Below are 19,070 nucleotides of genomic sequence, written 5' to 3'. Positions count from 1 at the left end.
CCTTGCTAATATGAGCCATGAATTAAGAACGCCATTAAATAGCATCATCGTGCTATCACAACTGCTTTCCAGTAAAAAAGGGTCTCAACCCCTATCAGCTAAAGAACTTGAGTTTGCACAGACTATTCACTCATCAGGTACAGATACTGAAGATTATTAACGATATTCTTGACCTGTCAAAAGTTGAGGCTGGCCATTTAAATATACTGATTGAAAGCGTGCACCTTGATAAGGTAACTAAAGAGTGTGAGCAGATGTTCCAACCTGTTGCCGAATCTAAAAAAATCCGCTTTGCAACAAACGTAAGTAGTGAATTACAGCAACCAATTCAATCTGATGAAGCTCGATTGAAACAAATTTTAAAGAACTTGATCTCTAACGCGATAAAATTTACCTCCACAGGTGAAGTCACCTTATCGATACACCCTATCACCGCCAACGAACGAGATTTACTGTCCACACTAGACAAAGAGGGAGATTATGTCGCTTTTGCAGTGAATGATACGGGATCGGGTATTGCGCAGGAAAAATTAGGCATCATCTTTGAAGCATTTAAACAAGAAGATGGTACAACATCTCGAAACTACGGTGGTACAGGTTTAGGGCTGACTATATCGAAAGAGCTTGCAGGGTTATTAGGTGGGGAGATTATTGTTACAAGTACTCTCGGCAAAGGGTCTACCTTTGCTTTATTATTGCCGAAAAAAAGCACAGCGAATGCCCCCGTTGTCACCGTAAAAAAAGCACTAAAAGCGATACCAGATAGCGAAGCTCCTATTCCTCAACCAGTCGTTGAGCCTAAACAGCATAATAATCGCTTACTTATTATCGAAGATGATCAGAATTTTGCCAAAACATTGCGCGAACTAAGTACCAACAAGGGCTATGAAACGCGTATTGCTCATAGTGGTAATGAGGCGCTTAGCATAGCGGAAAGTTTCGCCCCTGGCGTTATTTTATTAGACCTCGGTTTACCGGATATGAGTGGCGATCTCGTTGCTGAAAAATTACAGGTTATGGAAGCAACTAAAAATGCATTGGTACATATCATCAGTGGCCAAGACAATATCAAAGAAGAAAATTTGCCTAATAACGTTATCGGTTTCTTAAAGAAACCAGTCGATATAAAAACCATCTATAAAACCTTAGCGACTATTGAAAATAATGTTCAAGAAAATGCACAAACACTATTAATCGTCGGTGAATGTGGCAACGAGAATTTTGATAACTTTAGTAAACTTGGACAGCTTAAGGTAATGAAAGAGTTAACCGTCCAATCAGCACTAAGCTTATTAAAAGATGAACCAGTCGGCTGTATGGTTGTCGATAAGTTGCTTTATGCAACTGAAAATGCGGCGTTTTTAAGACTCTTTAGTGAACATAAAAATACGCCTGTAATTATCTATTCCGATCAAGTGCTCAGTGACGCTGAAATGCAAACTTTTGGCAGCCTGTCGAATACTATTGTTTTAAAAAGTCCGAAAAGTATTAATAGATTAAAAGATGAAATATCATTATTTTTACATCAATTAAATCATAAAAGCGATGATGAGCTTACCGATTTGCCTTCATCGGAAAACGTTAACCTATTAAAAGGAAAACGATTTTTAGTTGTCGATGATGATGAACGAAATATATTTGCCATGAAAAGTTTATTAGAAACATTCGACGTACAGGTTGATATTGCTGAAAATGGACAAGAGTCTATTGATTTTATCGCAGCTGGCCAACATGTTGATATTATTTTAATGGACATTATGATGCCGAAAGTTGATGGTTATCAAGCCATTGAAAAAATTCGTCATTTACCAAAAGGTAAGGATGTGCCTATTATCGTATTAACCGCTAAAGCAATGCAAAATGAGCGTTTAAAATGTTTAGAAATTGGCGCAAATGACTATATCACTAAACCCATAGATACAGAGAAACTATTATCCGTATTAAAAGTGTGGTTAGCATGATGCCTAATATCGATGTTCAAGATATCGAGTTAGACCTTCTAATCGAAGGTCTATATCGTCAATTTGGTTATGACTTTAGAAACTATTCTAAAGCGCATCTAAAACGCCGTTTGCTAGCACGCGTGGTTACCGATTCGCTTGATTCGATATCACAGTTACAACACCTACTATTTCATCAACCGGGTTACCTTGAGCGGGTATTATCGGACTTCTCCATCAATGTAACGGAGTTGTTTAGAGATCCTAGTTTCTTTCAAATGCTCAGAAACGAAATCGTTCCAATTCTAAAAACCTATCCGAAAATAAAAATATGGCATGCGGGTTGCTCTTCCGGTGAAGAAGTTTACTCGATGGCTATTTTACTAAAAGAAGAAGGACTCTATGATCGAGCTCAAATCTATGCCACTGATTTCAATGATAAAATATTGAATGTGGCGAAGGAAGCAATATTCCCGATTGGGATCATGAAAAGTTACTCAAAAAACTATATTGCTGCGGGCGGTAAGGAAGATTTTTCTGACTATTTTATTACCGATGGAAAATCAATTATTTTAAATTCTAACTTACAAGAAAACATTATTTTTGCGCACCATAACCTTGTATCCGATGGCGATTTTGCAGAAATGCATTTAATAGTGTGTCGCAATGTACTCATCTATTTTAATAACAAACTACAAAATAGAGTATTTAAGCTGTTTGATAAAAGTTTAATTAATAATGGCGTACTTTGTCTTGGTTCCCAAGAGACACTTAAATATGCGGATATTTATCCTAAATACAGCACCATTGACAATAAAATGCCAACATACCAAAAAATGAATAAACATTTGTGATGACTCATCAATATCAGGCAATCGTAATTGGTACCTCCGCAGGAGGATTAGAGGCGCTTAGTTATCTCTTTGCACAATTAACAGAATTAACTATTCCTGTAATCGTGGTACAGCATTTAAGTCCTAATTATGATAGTAAATTGGCTAATATTCTCAATGAAAAAGCAACAATGTTAGTGCAACAAGTACAGGATAAAGAAAAAATATTACCGGGCCGTATTTATATTGCCCCACCCAATTATCATCTCTTAATTGAGAAAGATTACACTTTTTCATTATCCGGAGATGAAAAGGTCAATTTTTCACGTCCAGCCATTGACGTTTTATTCGAAACAGCGGCTGATGCATTCAGGGATACGTTAATTGGTGTGTTGTTAACTGGTGCTAATTGCGATGGTGCGAAGGGACTACTTGCTATTAAAAATCATGGGGGCTACACCATCATACAATCGCCAACAGAAGCTTACGCAAAAGAAATGCCTGAAAGTGCGTTGAGATTATTAACCCCGAACAGTGTGTTATGTTTGACAGAAATAAGCGCATTACTATCAACAAAATTGAAAATACAAAAGCAGGATCAGCAATGATAAAGAAAGATAAAATAAAAATTTTAGTCGTTGATGATATACAAGAAAATATTTTTGTCATTGAAAGTATCCTTGCCGGAAGTGATGTTGACTTAGTTTCAGCAAACTCCGGAGAGGAAGCATTAGCATTATGTGCAGTACACTCCTTTGCCCTTATTTTACTCGATGTACAAATGCCGGTCATGGACGGCTTTGAAACCGCAGAAGTACTAAGAAGTATCAGTAAAACTAAAACAACACCTATCATTTTTGTTACTGCATATAGTAAAGAAGAAACGGCTATTTTTAGGGGCTATGAAGTCGGTGCGATAGATTACATGATGAAACCAATCGATCCGATCGTTTTACGTAGCAAAGTCCAGTTGTTTAAGGATCTTTTTGAACAATTTTGTTTAATTAAACAACAGGCTGAAGAACTAAAAGAGACGATTAGAGAATTACAACTTATAAAAAATGAAAATGATCGCTTGGAATCACTATCGATAGAAGATCCTCTGACGGGATTATTAAATCGCAGGGGGATCGACCGCTTTACTACAACCCATTGGAAAAATTGTTTACGGTATTCATTGCCAATCTCATTTGTATTATTCGATATAGATTGCTTTAAGATGTATAACGATAATTATGGCCACCTACGTGGTGATGAAGTATTACAAGAAGTTGCACGGATCATGGAAAATTCTGCAATGCGCCCAGAGGATGTTGTCGGACGTTTTGGTGGCGAAGAGTTTATTATGTGCTTAGCGAATACGGATAAAGAAGGGACAATCAAAGTCGTAGAACGTTTTCAAGAAAACTTAAAATCCCAAAATATAGTTCATGAGTATAATAAAAATGTAAATTATATAACTACTAGCGTGGGAATATGTTGCCTCACTCCTGATGTCGATAGTAGTGTTGAAGAAGCCTTAAAAATCGCCGATGAACAATTATACTTAGCCAAAGAAGCGGGTAGAAATTGTTATCGACTGTGTGAAATTGCGCCTAAATAACGATAAATGAATAACTTAAGAATATAATCCGCTAAACTAACTTGATTAAATTCTCGGCATCCTCCATCAATATCTGACTTATATTGCCGTTATCAAACTGTTTAGCTTTCTTTTCTAACGCTTAGAACATAAAATAGCAGCGTAATTAACTATTTGATTGCTTTATTTTTAAGCAACATGGTAATTAAATTACAATTTGGTGTTTCATAGCTCTCAAAAATAATGACTCAACCACATTAACTTGACTCATATCAAGTTAATGCTATTTTTGAGAACTATAATGAAGCCAAGTTTCAAAATCAACTATCCATAAGGATCAAAAAAATGACAATTAAAGTAGGTATTAACGGCTTCGGTCGTATCGGCCGTTTCGTATTCCGCGCAGCATGTGAACGTACTGATATAGAAGTTGTTGCAATCAATGACTTAATCGATGTTGAATACATGGCTTACATGCTTAAATATGACTCAACTCACGGTCGTTTTAACGGTACTGTTGAAGTTAAAGACGGTAACCTAGTTGTTAACGGAAAAACTGTTCGTGTAACTGCTGAGCGTAACCCAGAAGATCTAAAATGGGATGAAGTAGGCGTTGAAGTTGTTGCTGAAGGTACTGGTCTTTTCTTAACTGACGAAACTGCTCGTAAACACATCACAGCTGGCGCTAAAAAAGTTGTTCTAACTGGTCCTTCTGGCGACGTTCCTATGTTCGTTATGGGTGTTAATGCTGAGAAATATGCAGGTCAAGATATCGTTTCTAACGCTTCTTGTACTACTAACTGTCTTGCTCCAATCGCTAAAGTACTTAACGACAAATGGGGTATTGAGTCTGGTCTAATGACTACAGTTCACGCAACAACAGCAACTCAAAAAACTGTTGACGGTCCTTCTCATAAAGATTGGCGCGGCGGCCGTGGTGCTTCTCAAAACATCATCCCATCTTCAACTGGTGCAGCTAAAGCAGTAGGTAAAGTATTACCTGAGCTTGACGGTCTTCTAACTGGTATGGCTTTCCGTGTACCAACTGCTGACGTTTCTGTTGTTGACTTAACTGTTAACCTAAAAACTCCTGCTACTTACGCAGAAATCTGTGCAGAAATGAAACGCGCTTCTGAAAATGAAATGGCTGGCGTTTTAGGTTACACAGACGAAGCTGTTGTTTCTCAAGATTTCATCGGTGAAACTCAAACTTCAGTATTTGACGCTGCAGCTGGTGTTGCTCTAACTGACAAATTCGTTAAACTAGTATCTTGGTACGATAACGAAATCGGTTATTCAAACAAAGTTCTAGATCTAATTGCACACGTTTCTAAATAAGAAACTCGCATATAGATAAAATGAAGCCTGCGTCGTAACGTGGGCTTTTTTTTACCAAAAAAATCTTGTCCTCACTCTTATTATTTTAACCAACAAGATAGATCAGATACTTATGCTGGTTGGTATTAAAATAACGGGTATAAAAAAAGAGCCGCAGCTCTTTTTCTTGGTTACTATCTATCTGGATACTATTAACTGTGAAATTTTTCACAGGCGAGTAAGGTATTTTCAATAAGCGTTGCGACGGTCATCGGTCCAACACCACCTGGTACCGGAGAAATCCAAGCTGCACGCTGTTTGGCGCTTTCAAAGTCCACATCACCTGCAATTGTTCCATTTTCTAAACGATTAATACCTACATCAAGTACAATGGCCCCCTCTTTTATCCATTCACCGGGAATGAAATTCGCCTTGCCGCGAGCAACCACTAGAATATCGGCTTGTTTAACGTATTGCTGTAAATCTTCTGTAAAACGATGGCAACACGTTGTTGTGCATCCAGCAAGTAATAATTCTAAAGTCATTGGTCGTCCGACAATATTCGATGCACCAACAACAACGGCATGTTTACCTTTAATATCAACGCCAATATATTCAATCATGCTGATCATACCCCGTGGCGTACAGGAACGTAGCAGTGGAATACGTTGAGCAAGGCGACCCACATTATAGGGATGAAAGCCATCAACATCTTTATGTGGATGAATACGTTCAATAACTTGTGTCTCATCCAACCCTTCTGGTAATGGAAATTGCACTAAAATGCCATCTATCTCTTTATCTTTATTTAATTGATCAATAAGTGTTAATAACGCTTCTTGGGTCGTGGTGACAGGCAGGTCGTACGCTTTGGACTTAAAGCCGACCTTTTCACAAGTACGTCGTTTACTTTGTACATATATCTGAGAGGCAGGATCTCCTCCCACTAAGATAACGGCTAAACCAGGCGCTCGCAGTCCCTTCATAACACGAGCTTGAACACCGTGGGCAACTTTATCTGTAATCGCGGCTGCAATCGCTTTTCCATCAATGATTTGAGCAGACATTATTAAACTCTCTAAAAATAAAATGTTGGGTCGCTATTGTCGCAAAACAATACGGATATGTCACATTAATCATAACACTGTAATTTATCTTTTCTATTGTATAGCTAAAGGTTAAAATTCAATAATCTAGCATCTATGAATAGTTTATGAGCAACGATCTTTTAATTTTTGTTTCTATGCTAGTACCCTCTTTCAATAATTAATGGATTCACACAATTAATCGATGCAGACATCTAACTCAAATTATTTTTTAAACTCGCTGTTACGTAAATTAATATCCGATACAAATATACATGCAGGGTTAAGGGTATTAATAGCAATGGCTATCACCTTTATCCCAGCAATAGAGCCTAGTTTAGAAAATATTTTTAATCAACAGACATTAACGCTATCGATTTATCTTTGTTTAGGTGTAATGGCAAGTGCCATAGTAGAAACGGATGATAACTATAAAGGTAGAGGAAAATTTATTGTTACTATTGCTGGTTGTTTTTTTATCGCCTCTACCAGTATTGAATTACTTATGCCCTATCCTATTTTGTTTGCCATAGGATTATTTTTATCCAGTTTCACCTTTATGATGTTAGCTGTCTATGGAACGCATTATAACAAAATCGGTTTTGGCGCTGTCTTAATTGCCATTTATACGATGATTGGTTACCAAACAGAGACAAGTTGGTATATACAACCCTTATATTTCAGTCTGGGTGCATTATGGTATGGTTTTTTTTCAATCATCTGGAATATTTGTAGCCCCTATCAATCATTAAGAGTGCAATTAGCACAACTATTCTTTACGTTAAGCCGTTATCAACTTCAAAAAGCGATGTTATTTAATGAATCGGAAGGCCGTAAGCGTTCTGATATTTTTGCGATTCGCCAGCAGTTAGCACTGATAAACATTTCCATTATGGCGCGTTTAGTAAACTCTAAAAATATTATTCAATCACGTTTTCAGATTTCTCATAAACAAGAAGAGCTTAATCGCCTAAATTACTTATATTTTGTCGCTGAACAAATTCATGAGCGAATTTGTGCCAGCCAATACTCCTATAGTCAATTAGAGAGTCAATTTGGTAAAAGTCAGATTTTAGAAGGTTATCACCAGCTTTTATTGCAGCTCAGTGAAGACTGCTATCAATTAGGTCTCTCCATTACCGATAAAAAAAATTATCAACACAGTCGCCGTTTAAAATGGAATGTCAGAGCGCTGTCAGATCAGCTACATCTACTACAACAACAGGATCGCCTCACTAAAAAAGAGAGTGAAGCAATGCAAGCTTTACAAACCATATTTGATAATATTTCTGAAATCAGTCATTTATTAAAAGAAATTAGTAAAGCACAACAAGACAATTCTATACAAACAACCGTTGTACCTGTGGATATGGTAACAGCTGAAAAATTGGGTATCAGAAAAACCTTTTCTAATGCACTAAAACCCAGCAACATGACCTTTAAACATGCAATGCGAATTAGTATATGTCTATCAATTGCCTACATATTACAATATCAATTTAGTTTAACACATGGCTTTTGGCTTCTACTCACCGTGCTTTTCGTTTGCCAGCCAAGTTTCAGCGAAACACGTAAGCGCCTTGTTCAGCGCACTATCGGCACCCTACTCGGTATATTAATTTGTTACCCAATTATCATGTTCATAGAGAGTAGTTGGGCTCAAGTCATTCTTTTACTTTATCTGCCTTTTTGTTCTTTAACTATTTACGTACCAATTATGGGTTAGCCGTTATATTTATTACTCTCTTTGTTATGTTTATTTTCAACCTACTCAACGGGGCTGGTATGGTCATATTACCCGCGAGAATTGGAGAAACTTTACTCGGTTGTATACTTAGTTTGATGGCTATTTCCTTTATTTTTCCAGACTGGCAATTTTTACGCTTTCCGGCCTTAGTTAATCAATTATTAACTTATAGTGAACGTTACTTCAAGCAAGTCAGTGATCAATATCAATATGGCCGCAGTGAAAATCTGAATTACCGGATCACGCGATTTGAAACATTTAATAGCGATGCTATGTTAACAACAGCTTGGCAAAGCATGCTCATTGAGCCTAATTCAAAACAAAAATTACACAAAGAAGCCTATGCATTGGCAAATAGATGTGATGCCTTGGTTTCCTATATTGCGGCACTCGCTTCGCATCGCCATAAAATGGATAATTATCAAGACAATATTGCCTTGCAAAACCTCGTTAATGCCACCTATTTACAGATAAATCGAGCAAATAAAATCGAACTGCTTGATACGAACGAAATCAATGATACTATTGAAAAATTTGAAGAGTATAAGATTGATTTTAACGGTGAAGAGCTTTTAATCGTCGAACAGTTACGTTTAATCGCTTTTACTGCATTAGATATACAACTTCTTTTACAGCAACTCAATTTCAATAGTAAATCGGCAAATTAGGAACATAACTTGTATTTTAACGGTCAAGAATATGCAACAGATTCTCAGGGATATTTATTGGACTACACGTTATGGTCTGAATCTCTGGCAAATTTTATTGCACAAGAAGAAAATATTTCTCTCACAGACGAACATTGGCAAGTCATCTATTTTGTACGTGAATTTTACTTAGAATTTAATACCTCTCCTGCGATTCGTGCATTGGTAAAGGCATTAGAAATTAAATATGGTAAAGAGAAAATAAGTAGTCGTTATTTATATCGATTATTTCCCAACGGCCCAGCAAAACAAGCGACCAAGATTGCAGGTTTGCCTAAGCCTGCGTTGTATCTAGCCCTATTTCAGCTTTAAATTAGATAGTTTTCAACCATCAAATATCCAAATAAGGAACACAACATGCCTAAGGCAAGTGAAGTTAAAAAAAATACGGCAATAGAATTTAATAACCGCGTATATATCATTAAAGATATTGAACGTTCTGTACCGCAAGGCCGTGCTGGCGGTAGTTTATATCGTATGCGTATGTACGATGTTATTTCTGGTTCTAAAACAGATGAAACATTCAAAGATAGTGAAATGTTAACATTAGCGGATCTTGTTCGTCGTAATGCTATGTTTTCATACTTAGATGGTGACGAATATGTATTTATGGATAACGAGGACTACACACCTTACAATCTAAATAAAGAGAGTATTGCCGATGAAGCACTATTTGTTGATGAAAACACCCAGGGTATACAAGTTGTCCTAATCAGTGGTTCACCTGTTGGTATTGAATTACCTTCGAGTGTTGAACTTGAAATCGTTGAGACAGCACCATCAATTAAAGGGGCTTCAGCAAGTGCACGCACAAAACCTGCAACAATGACAACGGGTCTTGTTGTACAAGTACCTGAGCACATTTCTTCGGGTGAAAGAATCAAAATAAATACAGTCGAGCATAAATTTATGGGGCGTGCAGATAAGTAGCGCCTTTGCTAAGCTAAGCGAATTGATGGTAAATTATCACCGCATCGATTCGCTTAACTACCCTCTCACTTTTACCGATCTTTTTTTTCTTCAAACTGTTTCCAATTTCACGATATTGGTTTTTGTAGGTTTTTAAATACATCCAAATCTACACTACGTAGGTGCAGATCGCGTTGTGGAAATGGTATCTCAATATTTTCTTCAGCAAATTTATTAACAATGTCATGGTATAAATCACTACGTACAGTAATACGCTCATCCGCGTCAGCAAGCCACACTCGTAATTGAAAATTCAACGAACTATCACCAAGATCCATAAATAAAATATAGGGTGGGGGTGATTTAAGTACGGCTTGATGATTTTTTGCACACTCCAACAAAATAGTATTCACCAATACCACATCACTACCATAGGCAACACCAACAGGGACTGACAATCTCGCCTGCCGGTTTTGTAATGTCCAGTTAGTTACCTGATTACTAATCAAGTCAGCATTTGGAATAATCATATCGGCGTTATCAAAGGTTTGAACTATCGTTGCTCGTAGTCCGATTTTTTTTATCACCCCCATTGATAACCCATCACTTATATCGATTGTATCCCCTTCTCGCAATGGTCTTTCAAATAATAAAACTAAACCACAAACAAAATTATTAACGATTCCCTGTAAACCAAAACCGATACCTACCCCTAATGCACCTAAAATGATAGTAACCTTGGTCAAATCAAATCCTATCATTGAAACGGCAATTAAAAAGCCAACAATGATGATGAAATATTGTAATAAATGGCTTATCGAGGTGCGCGCACCACGCTCAATCAATTTACCACTCACTGATTCATCAAGTAATATTTTCGGAATAACTTTAGAAATAAAAACGGTTGCAAATAAAGTTAAGGTAGAAACAACAATCAAGCCTAAACTAATTCTAAGTTCTCCAATATTAAAGCCTAACGCCATAATACCGGAAATGGCATCTGTTAATGTTGGGTATAATTGCCAACTACTCAGTATGGCGGGTATTAAAAAAAAGAAAATAATCAATACTTCGATAAATATTCCAGTTTGGCGAGCATATTCATTGGCATCATTACGTATTAATTTAATCTGCCATACCAATGGAGAGTTAAAAATCCACTTCATTGCACCACGTATAATAAAGAAAAAAAGCAGCATAGGCACAATGATGGCCATCGTGATAATAGTCGATTTAAACAAATAGGTAGCAATGCCATCTTGGCCAAAAAACTCGATAATGATAATGAGTAAAAACAACAATGACATGAAATGAAGTATTTTATTATATAAAGCAGCCGATATGACGTTATCATTACCATTGAGATGGTTATTGTAGTTTTTTTTATTCCAACGTATACAGAAAATCAATCCTAATATAGAAGCCATAAATACATATAACCTAAAAATTGGAGGAGGTGTCCGGCTGCAATCAATAACACCGTGAGTGGATAGACAATCATGACACTATATACAGCTTGCTTTAACCAACGCTCACTTAATATATAATCTAATAACCTAGCACAAGCTATTCCGCCAACAATCGAATTAATTAGTGCCACTGTTTTAGGCACTTCCCACAGTTCAAGTTGGATTCCACTGAGTAAACTGCCAATAAAAAAGATACTGGCGATAGGACGTTTGGCCAAAAATGTCCACTCTTTTGACTCAAGTAGATTTGCTCTATTATTTCTGATAATAACGGCACAAATGACAAATAGTATAGATAAAATTGAATAGGCAATACCATGCCTTGCTAAAAATGGCATATTAAACCAAGTTGATAAGCTCACCCCTTGCCATGTGCTATCTAGCATTTCTGTTTTGAATTGGTCTACATATACGGGGGAATAAAATGGCGGTGATTGATCAAATAACGACTCGACTCGAAGCTCTTTAATAAGATAAGTTATCTCTTGAGTTATTATGTTAATTTTTGTTTGAATAGCAGCCCCTTCGACTTGTAATGACAGTAGAGGATCGATATGTTGAATCACTTGTTGTTTTCCATCATGAATGGTGCCAAGTGCTAAATTAAAGAGAGTAGTTAGTTGTGATGATGGGTTTTGATGGCTGTAATATTCCTGCCAGCGTTGCCAACGTACGCCCTCTTTCAACCAATTTTCATTCCAACTATCGAGAAGTTGTATCGATTTTGCTAAGGGTTTACTTAATTCTTTTAGGGTCTCAATTTCATCAATTAATGACTGTTTTAATACAAAATATTTTAGATAATTATTCTCATCAATTTTTTTTAATGAATTAAATTGCTTATAAACCTTATCAACCTTACCTGCAATATCTTTATACTTCATTTTTATGAAAGTAAACTCGCTATCATCGTATTCTCTTTTATTAAAATATGAAGTTTGAACAGATAAGTTAGTCGTCAAATTAACGGAAGTTGGAATGATTTCTGAGATGTTTGGAAAAATATCGATATCATCATGCAAACTGTGCAAATTTTCTTCATCTGTCGAGGTTTCGCTAGCAGGATATACAAAGGAAGATGTAACCATTAGTATGGGCAAAAATAGGCAGAACAAAACGAATTTTTGCAGCCTATTGGGCAAACAAGTTACGACGCAATTGGAACTGTTTAGCATGATATAATTAACTCCATTTATATATTACTAACACTTAAACATAATCATAGCTGAAAAATACAAATGTAAGCTGTCAAGCACCCCATAACTTTTAATTATTATCAAATAATCAGAATGTTACGAGTCTAGAGTTAAACAGTCTCTGTACCAAAAGATATTTCTTTTAACTATAATCATATCCATTATTTGTTATATAAGCTATGAGACGTCAATATACACTTTAACAATGATTTTTGCGCTAACTCACGTTTTGTGTTTTCCTTTACCCATACAACCCGTTATTATCATAGAACCCTTTCTTGTTACTAGCGGAACTTAATATGGACATTTTATTTCAATATTTATTCAGAGTAGAAGTTGTAATCCTTGTGTTAGTTATTGTGATCCTCAAATCATCAATTATTTTTGTACCACAAAACAGAGCATTTTTAATTGAACGTTTTGGTAAATATCAATCAACCCGAGAAGCAGGATTAAATTTTATTATTCCATTTATTGACCATATTGGTTCTGAATCGTTCTTTGAAAGAGCAGGCCGTCGATGTACCTAGCCAAAGTGCCATCACCAGAGACAATATTTCATTAAGTGTTGATGGTGTTCTCTATTTCAGAGTGTTAAATCCCTATAAAGCGAGTTATGGTGTTGATGATTATGTCTTTGCGGTTACTCAATTAGCCCAGACAACGATGCGTTCTGAACTTGGAAAAATGGAACTTGATAAAACCTTTGAAGAACGGGATGTCCTCAATGTTAATATCGTTGCAGCGATTAATGATGCCTCTGGCCCTTGGGGAATTCAGGTACTACGTTATGAGATAAAAGATATTGTTCCACCGCAAACCGTTATGGAAGCGATGGAAACACAAATGAAAGCAGAACGTATTAAACGAGCACAAATCTTAGAATCAGAAGGTGATAGACAAGCAGCTATTAACGTTGCTGAAGGTCAGAAACGTTCAGTGGTGCTAAATGCTGAAGCCGAAAAAGAAGAGCAGGTGCTAAAAGCACAGGGTGAAGCACAAGCCATTATTGCTGTTGCAGAGGCTCAAGCCGAAGCATTGCGTAAAGTTGGTGAAGCTGCCAATACCACCGAAGGACAAAAAGCCATTCAACTGGATTTAGCGACCAAAGCAATTGAAGCGAAAGCCGCAATTGCTAAAGAATCCTCGGTTGTATTGCTACCAGATAGTGGCAATGATGCCGCTTCGGTGGTCGCACAAGCAATGACTATCATTAATAGCTTAAATAAAGGCGCATGATGGAATATATTTATTCACATTTACCACAGGTATTGGTCACTATTGGTATTATTTTATTGGCTATTGAAGTACTTGTCTTAGGTTTTTCAACCTTTGTTCTTTTTTTCATTGGCATCGGCACCATCGTCACCGGTGCTTTAATGGCAATGTCCATTATCCCTGATACGGTGCCTAATTCTTTATTATGGTCGGCAATCATATCGACCATCGTGGCATTGCTTAGCTGGAAACCAATGAAACAAATGCAAAATAAGGTTGGCTCAAAAACGGTTAATAATGACATCATTGGTCATCGCTTTGCTTTAACTCAGCCATTAATACCAGGTCAGACGATTACTTATCATTATTCGGGGATTAATTGGCAAGTAAAAGCTAAACAACCATTACCCACGGGTAGTGAAGTTAAGATAATCGCGATGGAAGTTGGTCTATTAACCGTAGCGCCCGTTGAAGAAGTATAACCATTAATAATTATTATAATAATGAAGGATATTATGTCGCAAAAAATCTATTGTATTGCCATGTTTCAACCTAAAGAGGGAAAACTTGATGAACTCTTTACTGTATTACAGGCACTCGAACCTAACGCCCATCGTGAAGATGGCTGTATTCAGTATACCGTCACTAGGCATATCCCCAATGACTTTGCACAGGGGCAGAGTTTTCCTATTGTATTTAATGAAATTTGGCGCGATAAAGTCAGCTTTGAGGCACACTGTCAACGCCAAGAAATCGTTGATTTTTTTGAAACGCACTGTGTATCAGATAGCGGCTTAGTTGCTGATTACAATGTCTCTGTTTATAGTGATCAGCCCAATAACTACGATGCTCCACAATTGTAAATTGTTTATTTTTATCACAGATAGTTAATATAATGCCTATCTGTGATAAATATCCATCAGATGCATCTAGATGCAGATTAGTATTAGTACAACCTAGCTGACCATACATTATACCAATTCGCATTAGCTTACACTTTCCACTGCCGCTTTCACTAATACAGCTAATTCATCCCACTGCTTCTTATCAATAAGATCTGTTGGCACCATCCAAGTACCGCCACAAGCAAGCACGGCAGAAATTGATAAATATTGGTTGATATTGGTTTGCGTAACACCACCTGTAGGCATAAATTTAACAGGATATACCGCAGCCAATGCTTTTAGCATTGCAACACCACCTGAGGGTTCTGCCGGGAAAAATTTCAATGTATGCAATCCCATCTCCATTGCCTGTTCGACTAGACTTGGAGAGTTCACCCCCAACTCATTGGTACATTACGTTGTTGACAGTATTTGACTGTTGTTGGATTAAAGCCTGGGCTGACTATAAAATCAACGCCTGCGGCTATCGACTGATCTACTTGTGCCGTTGTTAATATGGTACCAGAGCCAATCAACATATCTGGATAGGCTTCCCGTATATTACGGATTGCCTCTGCTGCTGCTGGTGTGCGGAATGTTATTTCAGCACATGGCATACCATTTTCGATGAGGACCTTAGCCAAAGTAACTGCATCATCGGCATCATTAATCGCAATCACAGGAATGATTTTTAGTGCTGCTAATTGTTGATTTAATTTACTCATTTTAACCTCTTCTTGTTATTATAGGCGTCTTAATTCAAGATATTTTGTTAGGCGTTTGTCTCTTATATCTATATTACTTCAAGACGTTTTACCTCATTTAGCTACTGAATCCCCGTGATATACTCAGCAAGGTATTAGCTAATTTATCCTGTAAAAAACCGTAACACTACAAACTGTGCCACACTATCATATTATTGTATTAATTAAGCAATTTTAATATAATACCAATCGGATTAAGTATGTGATCTAAATTTTGCGCAGGAAAAATGGCTTAATTTTAGGCGTAAGCTTTGTTAATCGTTGCTCCCTTTACGAAACTTACAACAATAAAGTAAGTTATTTTAACCAGCAAAATAGATCAGCTATTTACTCCGATTGGTATAATAGTCAACAATTGCTTTATAAACACGGTAAAAGTGTATAACAATTACCTCACGTTACCTCTTGCTCTGGTATCCGTTATACTTTTTCTAATTTACATTAAGGGAACAAATGTCTTCTTCTAACTTTACTACAATTTCAGGATCAACACGTAGTTTGCACGTGCAAGTAGCGCGTACAATTGCACGTAGCATATTGTCTGGTGAATTAGCACAAGGCTCAATAATTCCTAATGAGATGGCTTTATGTGAACAATTCGGTATTAGTCGTACTGCGTTACGTGAAGCGATTAAATTACTGACATCTAAAGGTTTGCTACGCTCTAAACCTAAAATTGGTACAACCGTTATTGAAAAAAATAACTGGAATTTCCTTGACCCTCAACTACTTGAATGGATGGATGGCATCGAAAACTCAACCGTTTTCTATCGTCAATTCCTAGGATTACGTAAAGCTATTGAGCCTGAAGCCTGTGCATTAGCAGCGAAAAACGCCACAGTAGAACAACGCATCGAGCTTTCTGCTACATTTCAAAAGATGGAAGAGGTTGCTAAAAACTTTGATCATAAAAAGTGGGCTGAGGTGGATATGCATTTCCATCGTTTAATTTTCCTTTCCACTGGTAACGATTTCTATCTGCCTTTCGGCAATGTATTAGCCACTATTTTCATGAGCTTTATCCTCTACTCATCAAAAGACGGCGGCGTATGCATCGAAGAGCATAGAGCAATTTATGAAGCGATTATGGCTGGCGATACAGACCAAGCTCGCACGGCTTCACAGGCTCTATTAGTGGGTGAAAAACATCGTATCATCGATGAAGATGTCGTATAATTTATCATTGCTTTGTCATCAAATCGTTATGTAGATAACTACCCTTAAATTTTTACCAAGCATGTCGATACGACTTTTATTACTGACGTTTACTCTCAAGTAGCTCGGGACAGTTTTTAATTTAGTTGGGTAATACTCAGCTAAATTTTTTAACTTTTTTGTTAGCCGTTCTCCTCCGCCCCTTTTTCTAGCATATCTTAGGTTATTATCAGCACCATTTGTTAAGTTAACTAAACCCTGTGGGCCAGCCATAATTGCATTGGCAACGAGACTATTTAATTGCGCCTGTAAAGGTTGCATAAAGCTATGATAAGTCCGTTGCTTCTCGCTAATTGCATTAAGTTGCATTTCCCATTCTGCGGTCATATCAGGCAAGGTTAATTGCTCTGGTAAACTTTCTATTAATTTAATTCCCACTTCCGTTGCTTGAATTATTTTACCACTACGTTTTAAAAATTGACGTTTGAATAGTAATTCAATAATACCTGCACGGGTTGCTTCTGTGCCTAAGCCATCGGTCTCTTTAAGAATTTTCTTTAAACTATCATTTTTAACAAAACGGGAAATATTACTCATTGCTGCTAGCAGGGTTGCATCATTGAAAGAACAAGGCGGTTTGGTATTTTTTTCAATGACTTCCCCCTTATTACAGAATAAATGCTGCCCTTTTAATAATTTAGGTAAAAACGTATCCTTATCTTGAATATTAAATAACACCTTCCACCCGTCACGCAGTTTTGCTTTGGCTTTGCTGACAAACAAACCATTACATATCTCAATTTCCGCGACGCACTCGGCATAACTATAATCGGGGTAAAATTGAGCTAAATATTGACGCGCGATTAAATCATAAATATTCTGTGACATGTCATCTAAGCTGCCTAACGGCTTATTAGTGTCAGTCGGAATAATTGCATGATGGGCATCAACTTTGGCATCATTCCAAGCTCGCCCTTTAATCGCCAAATCAGCGCCCTTTACTGCATCTATTAACGATTGTTCGTTTTTAGCAATTGCCTGAACGACAGCCTTTGCTTGACTGTGGTGATTTCTTGGCAGATAACGTGAATCAGAGCGAGGGTAAGTGATCAGTTTGTGTCGTTCATATAACGCCTGACAAACATCTAAAACTTGCTGAGCACTATAGTTATAACGCCTAGCTGCATCTATTTGCAATGATGAAAGATTATAAGGTAAAGGCGCTATCTGTTTTTTATTCTTCGCTATAAAGCTTTTAACAATGGCATCTTGTTTAGATATTCGTTGCGCGACATTATCTGCTAGCCCTTTAACAATCACGCGGCCGTCTACATCTTGATATTTGGCACAAGCCTCACTCGGTTTCCATTTCGCAGTGAAGGACTCTGATCCATTTTGCTGATCGGTTATCAAATGTGCTTCCACCTCATAGAAAGGTTTACTCACGAAGTTTTCAATTTCCTTATCGCGCCTCACAACAAGTCCTAACAAGGGCGTTTGTACTCGCCCAACTGAAATCACACCTTGATAGCCTGACTTTTGAGCCTGCAAGGTATATACGCGAGTTAAGTTTAATCCATATAGCCAATCAGCTCTTGTCCTTGCCAGGGCGGATGTAGATAAAGGAATAAATTCTTGATTTGATCTTAGGTTTTGTAGTGATCGTTTCACTGCATTAATAGTTAAATCATTAATTAAACAACGCTCAACTTGTTTTAATTTATTCCCTTTGGTTCCACTAAAATGGATCACTTCATCGACCAAAAGCTGCCCTTCTCAATCGGGATCGCCAACATGAACTAATTGGTCCGCTTGTTTGATGAGCTTTTTTAAAAGTGTTAATTGTTTGCTTGTTCGCGTTACGGATTTTAATTTCCAATTTTCTGGAATTATTGGCAAGTGCTCAAACTTCCATCGTTTAAAATCAGCGTTATATGCTTCAGGATCAACCTGTGTTAATAGATGGCCAATACACCAACTAACAATATCGCCATTACCAACATGAATACACCCCTCAGTTTTACGATGAGGTTTCGGCAACGCATCTACAATCGCTCTTGCAAGGCTCGGTTTCTCTGCAATATAAAGCTTCATTAATCACCACTAAACGGATACGCACTGTATTTACAAACAGTACACAATTACACGATTAGTTTCAACTCCTTATCTATCACTAATCACATTTGCTAACAGCACAATAATAATGCCTCATTGCTATCATTCAGCACCAACATTGAGCAAATAAATATTGGCTTCCTAAATGC

The 19,070-nt window shown here is 37.1% G+C and carries 18 protein-coding genes and 2 pseudogenes; 14 read left to right on the top strand and 6 right to left on the bottom strand.

Translation table 11 applies throughout. The features are described from left to right. The first annotated feature begins 10 nt into the window (after positions 1 to 10). From AB1A03_RS17030 to gap, 6 genes are all read left to right on the top strand, one after another. Entirely contained in the window at positions 11 to 160 is a 150-nt protein-coding gene (locus AB1A03_RS17030; RefSeq protein WP_354625781.1) for a histidine kinase dimerization/phospho-acceptor domain-containing protein, read from the top strand. Then, positions 114 to 1,961, top strand: coding sequence for a response regulator (locus tag AB1A03_RS17025; protein ID WP_354625780.1), 1,848 nt, complete (start codon positions 114 to 116; stop codon positions 1,959 to 1,961). The genes AB1A03_RS17030 and AB1A03_RS17025 overlap by 47 nt, the downstream gene beginning before the upstream one ends. After that, positions 1,958 to 2,794, top strand: coding sequence for a CheR family methyltransferase (locus tag AB1A03_RS17020; protein WP_354625779.1), 837 nt, complete (start codon positions 1,958 to 1,960; stop codon positions 2,792 to 2,794). Before AB1A03_RS17025 ends, AB1A03_RS17020 begins: the two co-directional genes overlap by 4 nt. Next, positions 2,794 to 3,381, top strand: a complete 588-nt coding sequence (locus tag AB1A03_RS17015; protein WP_354625834.1) for a chemotaxis protein CheB — start codon at positions 2,794 to 2,796, stop codon at positions 3,379 to 3,381. Before AB1A03_RS17020 ends, AB1A03_RS17015 begins: the two co-directional genes overlap by 1 nt. Beyond that, positions 3,378 to 4,376, top strand: coding sequence for a diguanylate cyclase (locus AB1A03_RS17010; protein WP_354625778.1), 999 nt, complete (start codon positions 3,378 to 3,380; stop codon positions 4,374 to 4,376). The genes AB1A03_RS17015 and AB1A03_RS17010 overlap by 4 nt, the downstream gene beginning before the upstream one ends. Before the next feature lie 324 nt (positions 4,377 to 4,700). Next, positions 4,701 to 5,693, top strand: coding sequence for a type I glyceraldehyde-3-phosphate dehydrogenase (gene gap / locus AB1A03_RS17005; RefSeq protein ID WP_354625777.1), 993 nt, complete (start codon positions 4,701 to 4,703; stop codon positions 5,691 to 5,693). 191 nt (positions 5,694 to 5,884) lie between these two features. On the opposite strand, the gene folD is transcribed toward gap, so the two are convergent. Further along, a complete protein-coding gene (gene folD / locus AB1A03_RS17000; RefSeq protein ID WP_354625776.1) occupies positions 5,885 to 6,739 on the bottom strand; it encodes a bifunctional methylenetetrahydrofolate dehydrogenase/methenyltetrahydrofolate cyclohydrolase FolD in 855 nt (284 codons plus the stop codon). Between the two features lie 319 nt (positions 6,740 to 7,058). Between folD and AB1A03_RS16995 the strand changes: the two genes are divergently transcribed. The 4 genes from AB1A03_RS16995 to efpL are packed head-to-tail and all read left to right on the top strand — an operon-like array spanning position 7,059 to position 10,141. Beyond that, complete coding sequence (locus AB1A03_RS16995) at positions 7,059 to 8,483, top strand: FUSC family protein (protein WP_354625775.1); 1,425 nt, start codon at positions 7,059 to 7,061, stop codon at positions 8,481 to 8,483. A 59-nt stretch (positions 8,484 to 8,542) separates the two neighbouring features. Then, positions 8,543 to 9,172 (top strand): hypothetical protein, encoded by a 630-nt coding sequence (locus AB1A03_RS16990; RefSeq protein WP_354625835.1) that lies wholly within the window; start codon positions 8,543 to 8,545, stop codon positions 9,170 to 9,172. Positions 9,173 to 9,181: 9 nt separating this feature from the next. Beyond that, a complete protein-coding gene (locus AB1A03_RS16985; RefSeq protein ID WP_354625774.1) occupies positions 9,182 to 9,523 on the top strand; it encodes a TusE/DsrC/DsvC family sulfur relay protein in 342 nt (113 codons plus the stop codon). Between the two features lie 45 nt (positions 9,524 to 9,568). Then, positions 9,569 to 10,141 (top strand): elongation factor P-like protein EfpL, encoded by a 573-nt coding sequence (efpL, locus tag AB1A03_RS16980; RefSeq protein ID WP_354625773.1) that lies wholly within the window; start codon positions 9,569 to 9,571, stop codon positions 10,139 to 10,141. Between the two features lie 107 nt (positions 10,142 to 10,248). Here efpL and AB1A03_RS16975 read toward each other — a convergent pair whose 3' ends face one another. Both AB1A03_RS16975 and AB1A03_RS16970 read right to left on the bottom strand, forming a co-directional pair. After that, on the bottom strand, positions 10,249 to 11,547 hold the full coding sequence (locus AB1A03_RS16975; RefSeq protein ID WP_354625772.1) for a mechanosensitive ion channel family protein: 1,299 nt from the start codon (positions 11,545 to 11,547) through the stop codon (positions 10,249 to 10,251). Beyond that, the gene (locus AB1A03_RS16970) at positions 11,532 to 12,677 is read right to left on the bottom strand and encodes a hypothetical protein (RefSeq protein WP_354625771.1); all 1,146 of its coding nucleotides are present in this window, start codon (positions 12,675 to 12,677) and stop codon (positions 11,532 to 11,534) included. The genes AB1A03_RS16975 and AB1A03_RS16970 overlap by 16 nt, the downstream gene beginning before the upstream one ends. Positions 12,678 to 13,084: 407 nt before the next feature. Here AB1A03_RS16970 and AB1A03_RS16965 point away from each other — a divergent pair. From AB1A03_RS16965 to AB1A03_RS16955, 3 genes and pseudogenes are all read left to right on the top strand, one after another. Next, positions 13,085 to 14,024: pseudogene (locus AB1A03_RS16965) on the top strand (SPFH domain-containing protein). Then, complete coding sequence (locus tag AB1A03_RS16960) at positions 14,024 to 14,485, top strand: NfeD family protein (RefSeq protein ID WP_354625770.1); 462 nt, start codon at positions 14,024 to 14,026, stop codon at positions 14,483 to 14,485. Before AB1A03_RS16965 ends, AB1A03_RS16960 begins: the two are co-directional and overlap by 1 nt. A gap of 33 nt (positions 14,486 to 14,518) precedes the next feature. Beyond that, on the top strand, positions 14,519 to 14,866 hold the full coding sequence (locus AB1A03_RS16955) for a putative quinol monooxygenase (RefSeq protein ID WP_354625769.1): 348 nt from the start codon (positions 14,519 to 14,521) through the stop codon (positions 14,864 to 14,866). Between the two features lie 123 nt (positions 14,867 to 14,989). On the opposite strand, the gene AB1A03_RS16950 is transcribed toward AB1A03_RS16955, so the two are convergent. After that, a complete protein-coding gene (locus tag AB1A03_RS16950) occupies positions 14,990 to 15,283 on the bottom strand; it encodes a beta/alpha barrel domain-containing protein (RefSeq protein ID WP_354625768.1) in 294 nt (97 codons plus the stop codon). After that, the gene (locus tag AB1A03_RS16945) at positions 15,280 to 15,612 is read right to left on the bottom strand and encodes a beta/alpha barrel domain-containing protein (RefSeq protein ID WP_354625767.1); all 333 of its coding nucleotides are present in this window, start codon (positions 15,610 to 15,612) and stop codon (positions 15,280 to 15,282) included. The genes AB1A03_RS16950 and AB1A03_RS16945 overlap by 4 nt, the downstream gene beginning before the upstream one ends. Before the next feature lie 492 nt (positions 15,613 to 16,104). Here AB1A03_RS16945 and AB1A03_RS16940 point away from each other — a divergent pair, with 492 nt between their 5' ends. Further along, on the top strand, positions 16,105 to 16,827 hold the full coding sequence (locus AB1A03_RS16940) for a FadR/GntR family transcriptional regulator (protein WP_354625766.1): 723 nt from the start codon (positions 16,105 to 16,107) through the stop codon (positions 16,825 to 16,827). A gap of 18 nt (positions 16,828 to 16,845) precedes the next feature. Here AB1A03_RS16940 and AB1A03_RS16935 read toward each other — a convergent pair. Beyond that, positions 16,846 to 18,900: pseudogene (locus AB1A03_RS16935) on the bottom strand (DNA topoisomerase III). Between the last annotated feature and the right edge of the window lie 170 nt (positions 18,901 to 19,070).

Origin of the sequence: Psychromonas sp. MME2, assembly GCF_040566515.1 — a bacterium.
GTDB lineage: Bacteria > Pseudomonadota > Gammaproteobacteria > Enterobacterales > Psychromonadaceae > Psychromonas.
The sequence above is the reverse complement of the archived record's forward strand: the minus strand, read 5'-3'. Positions and strand labels throughout refer to the sequence as shown.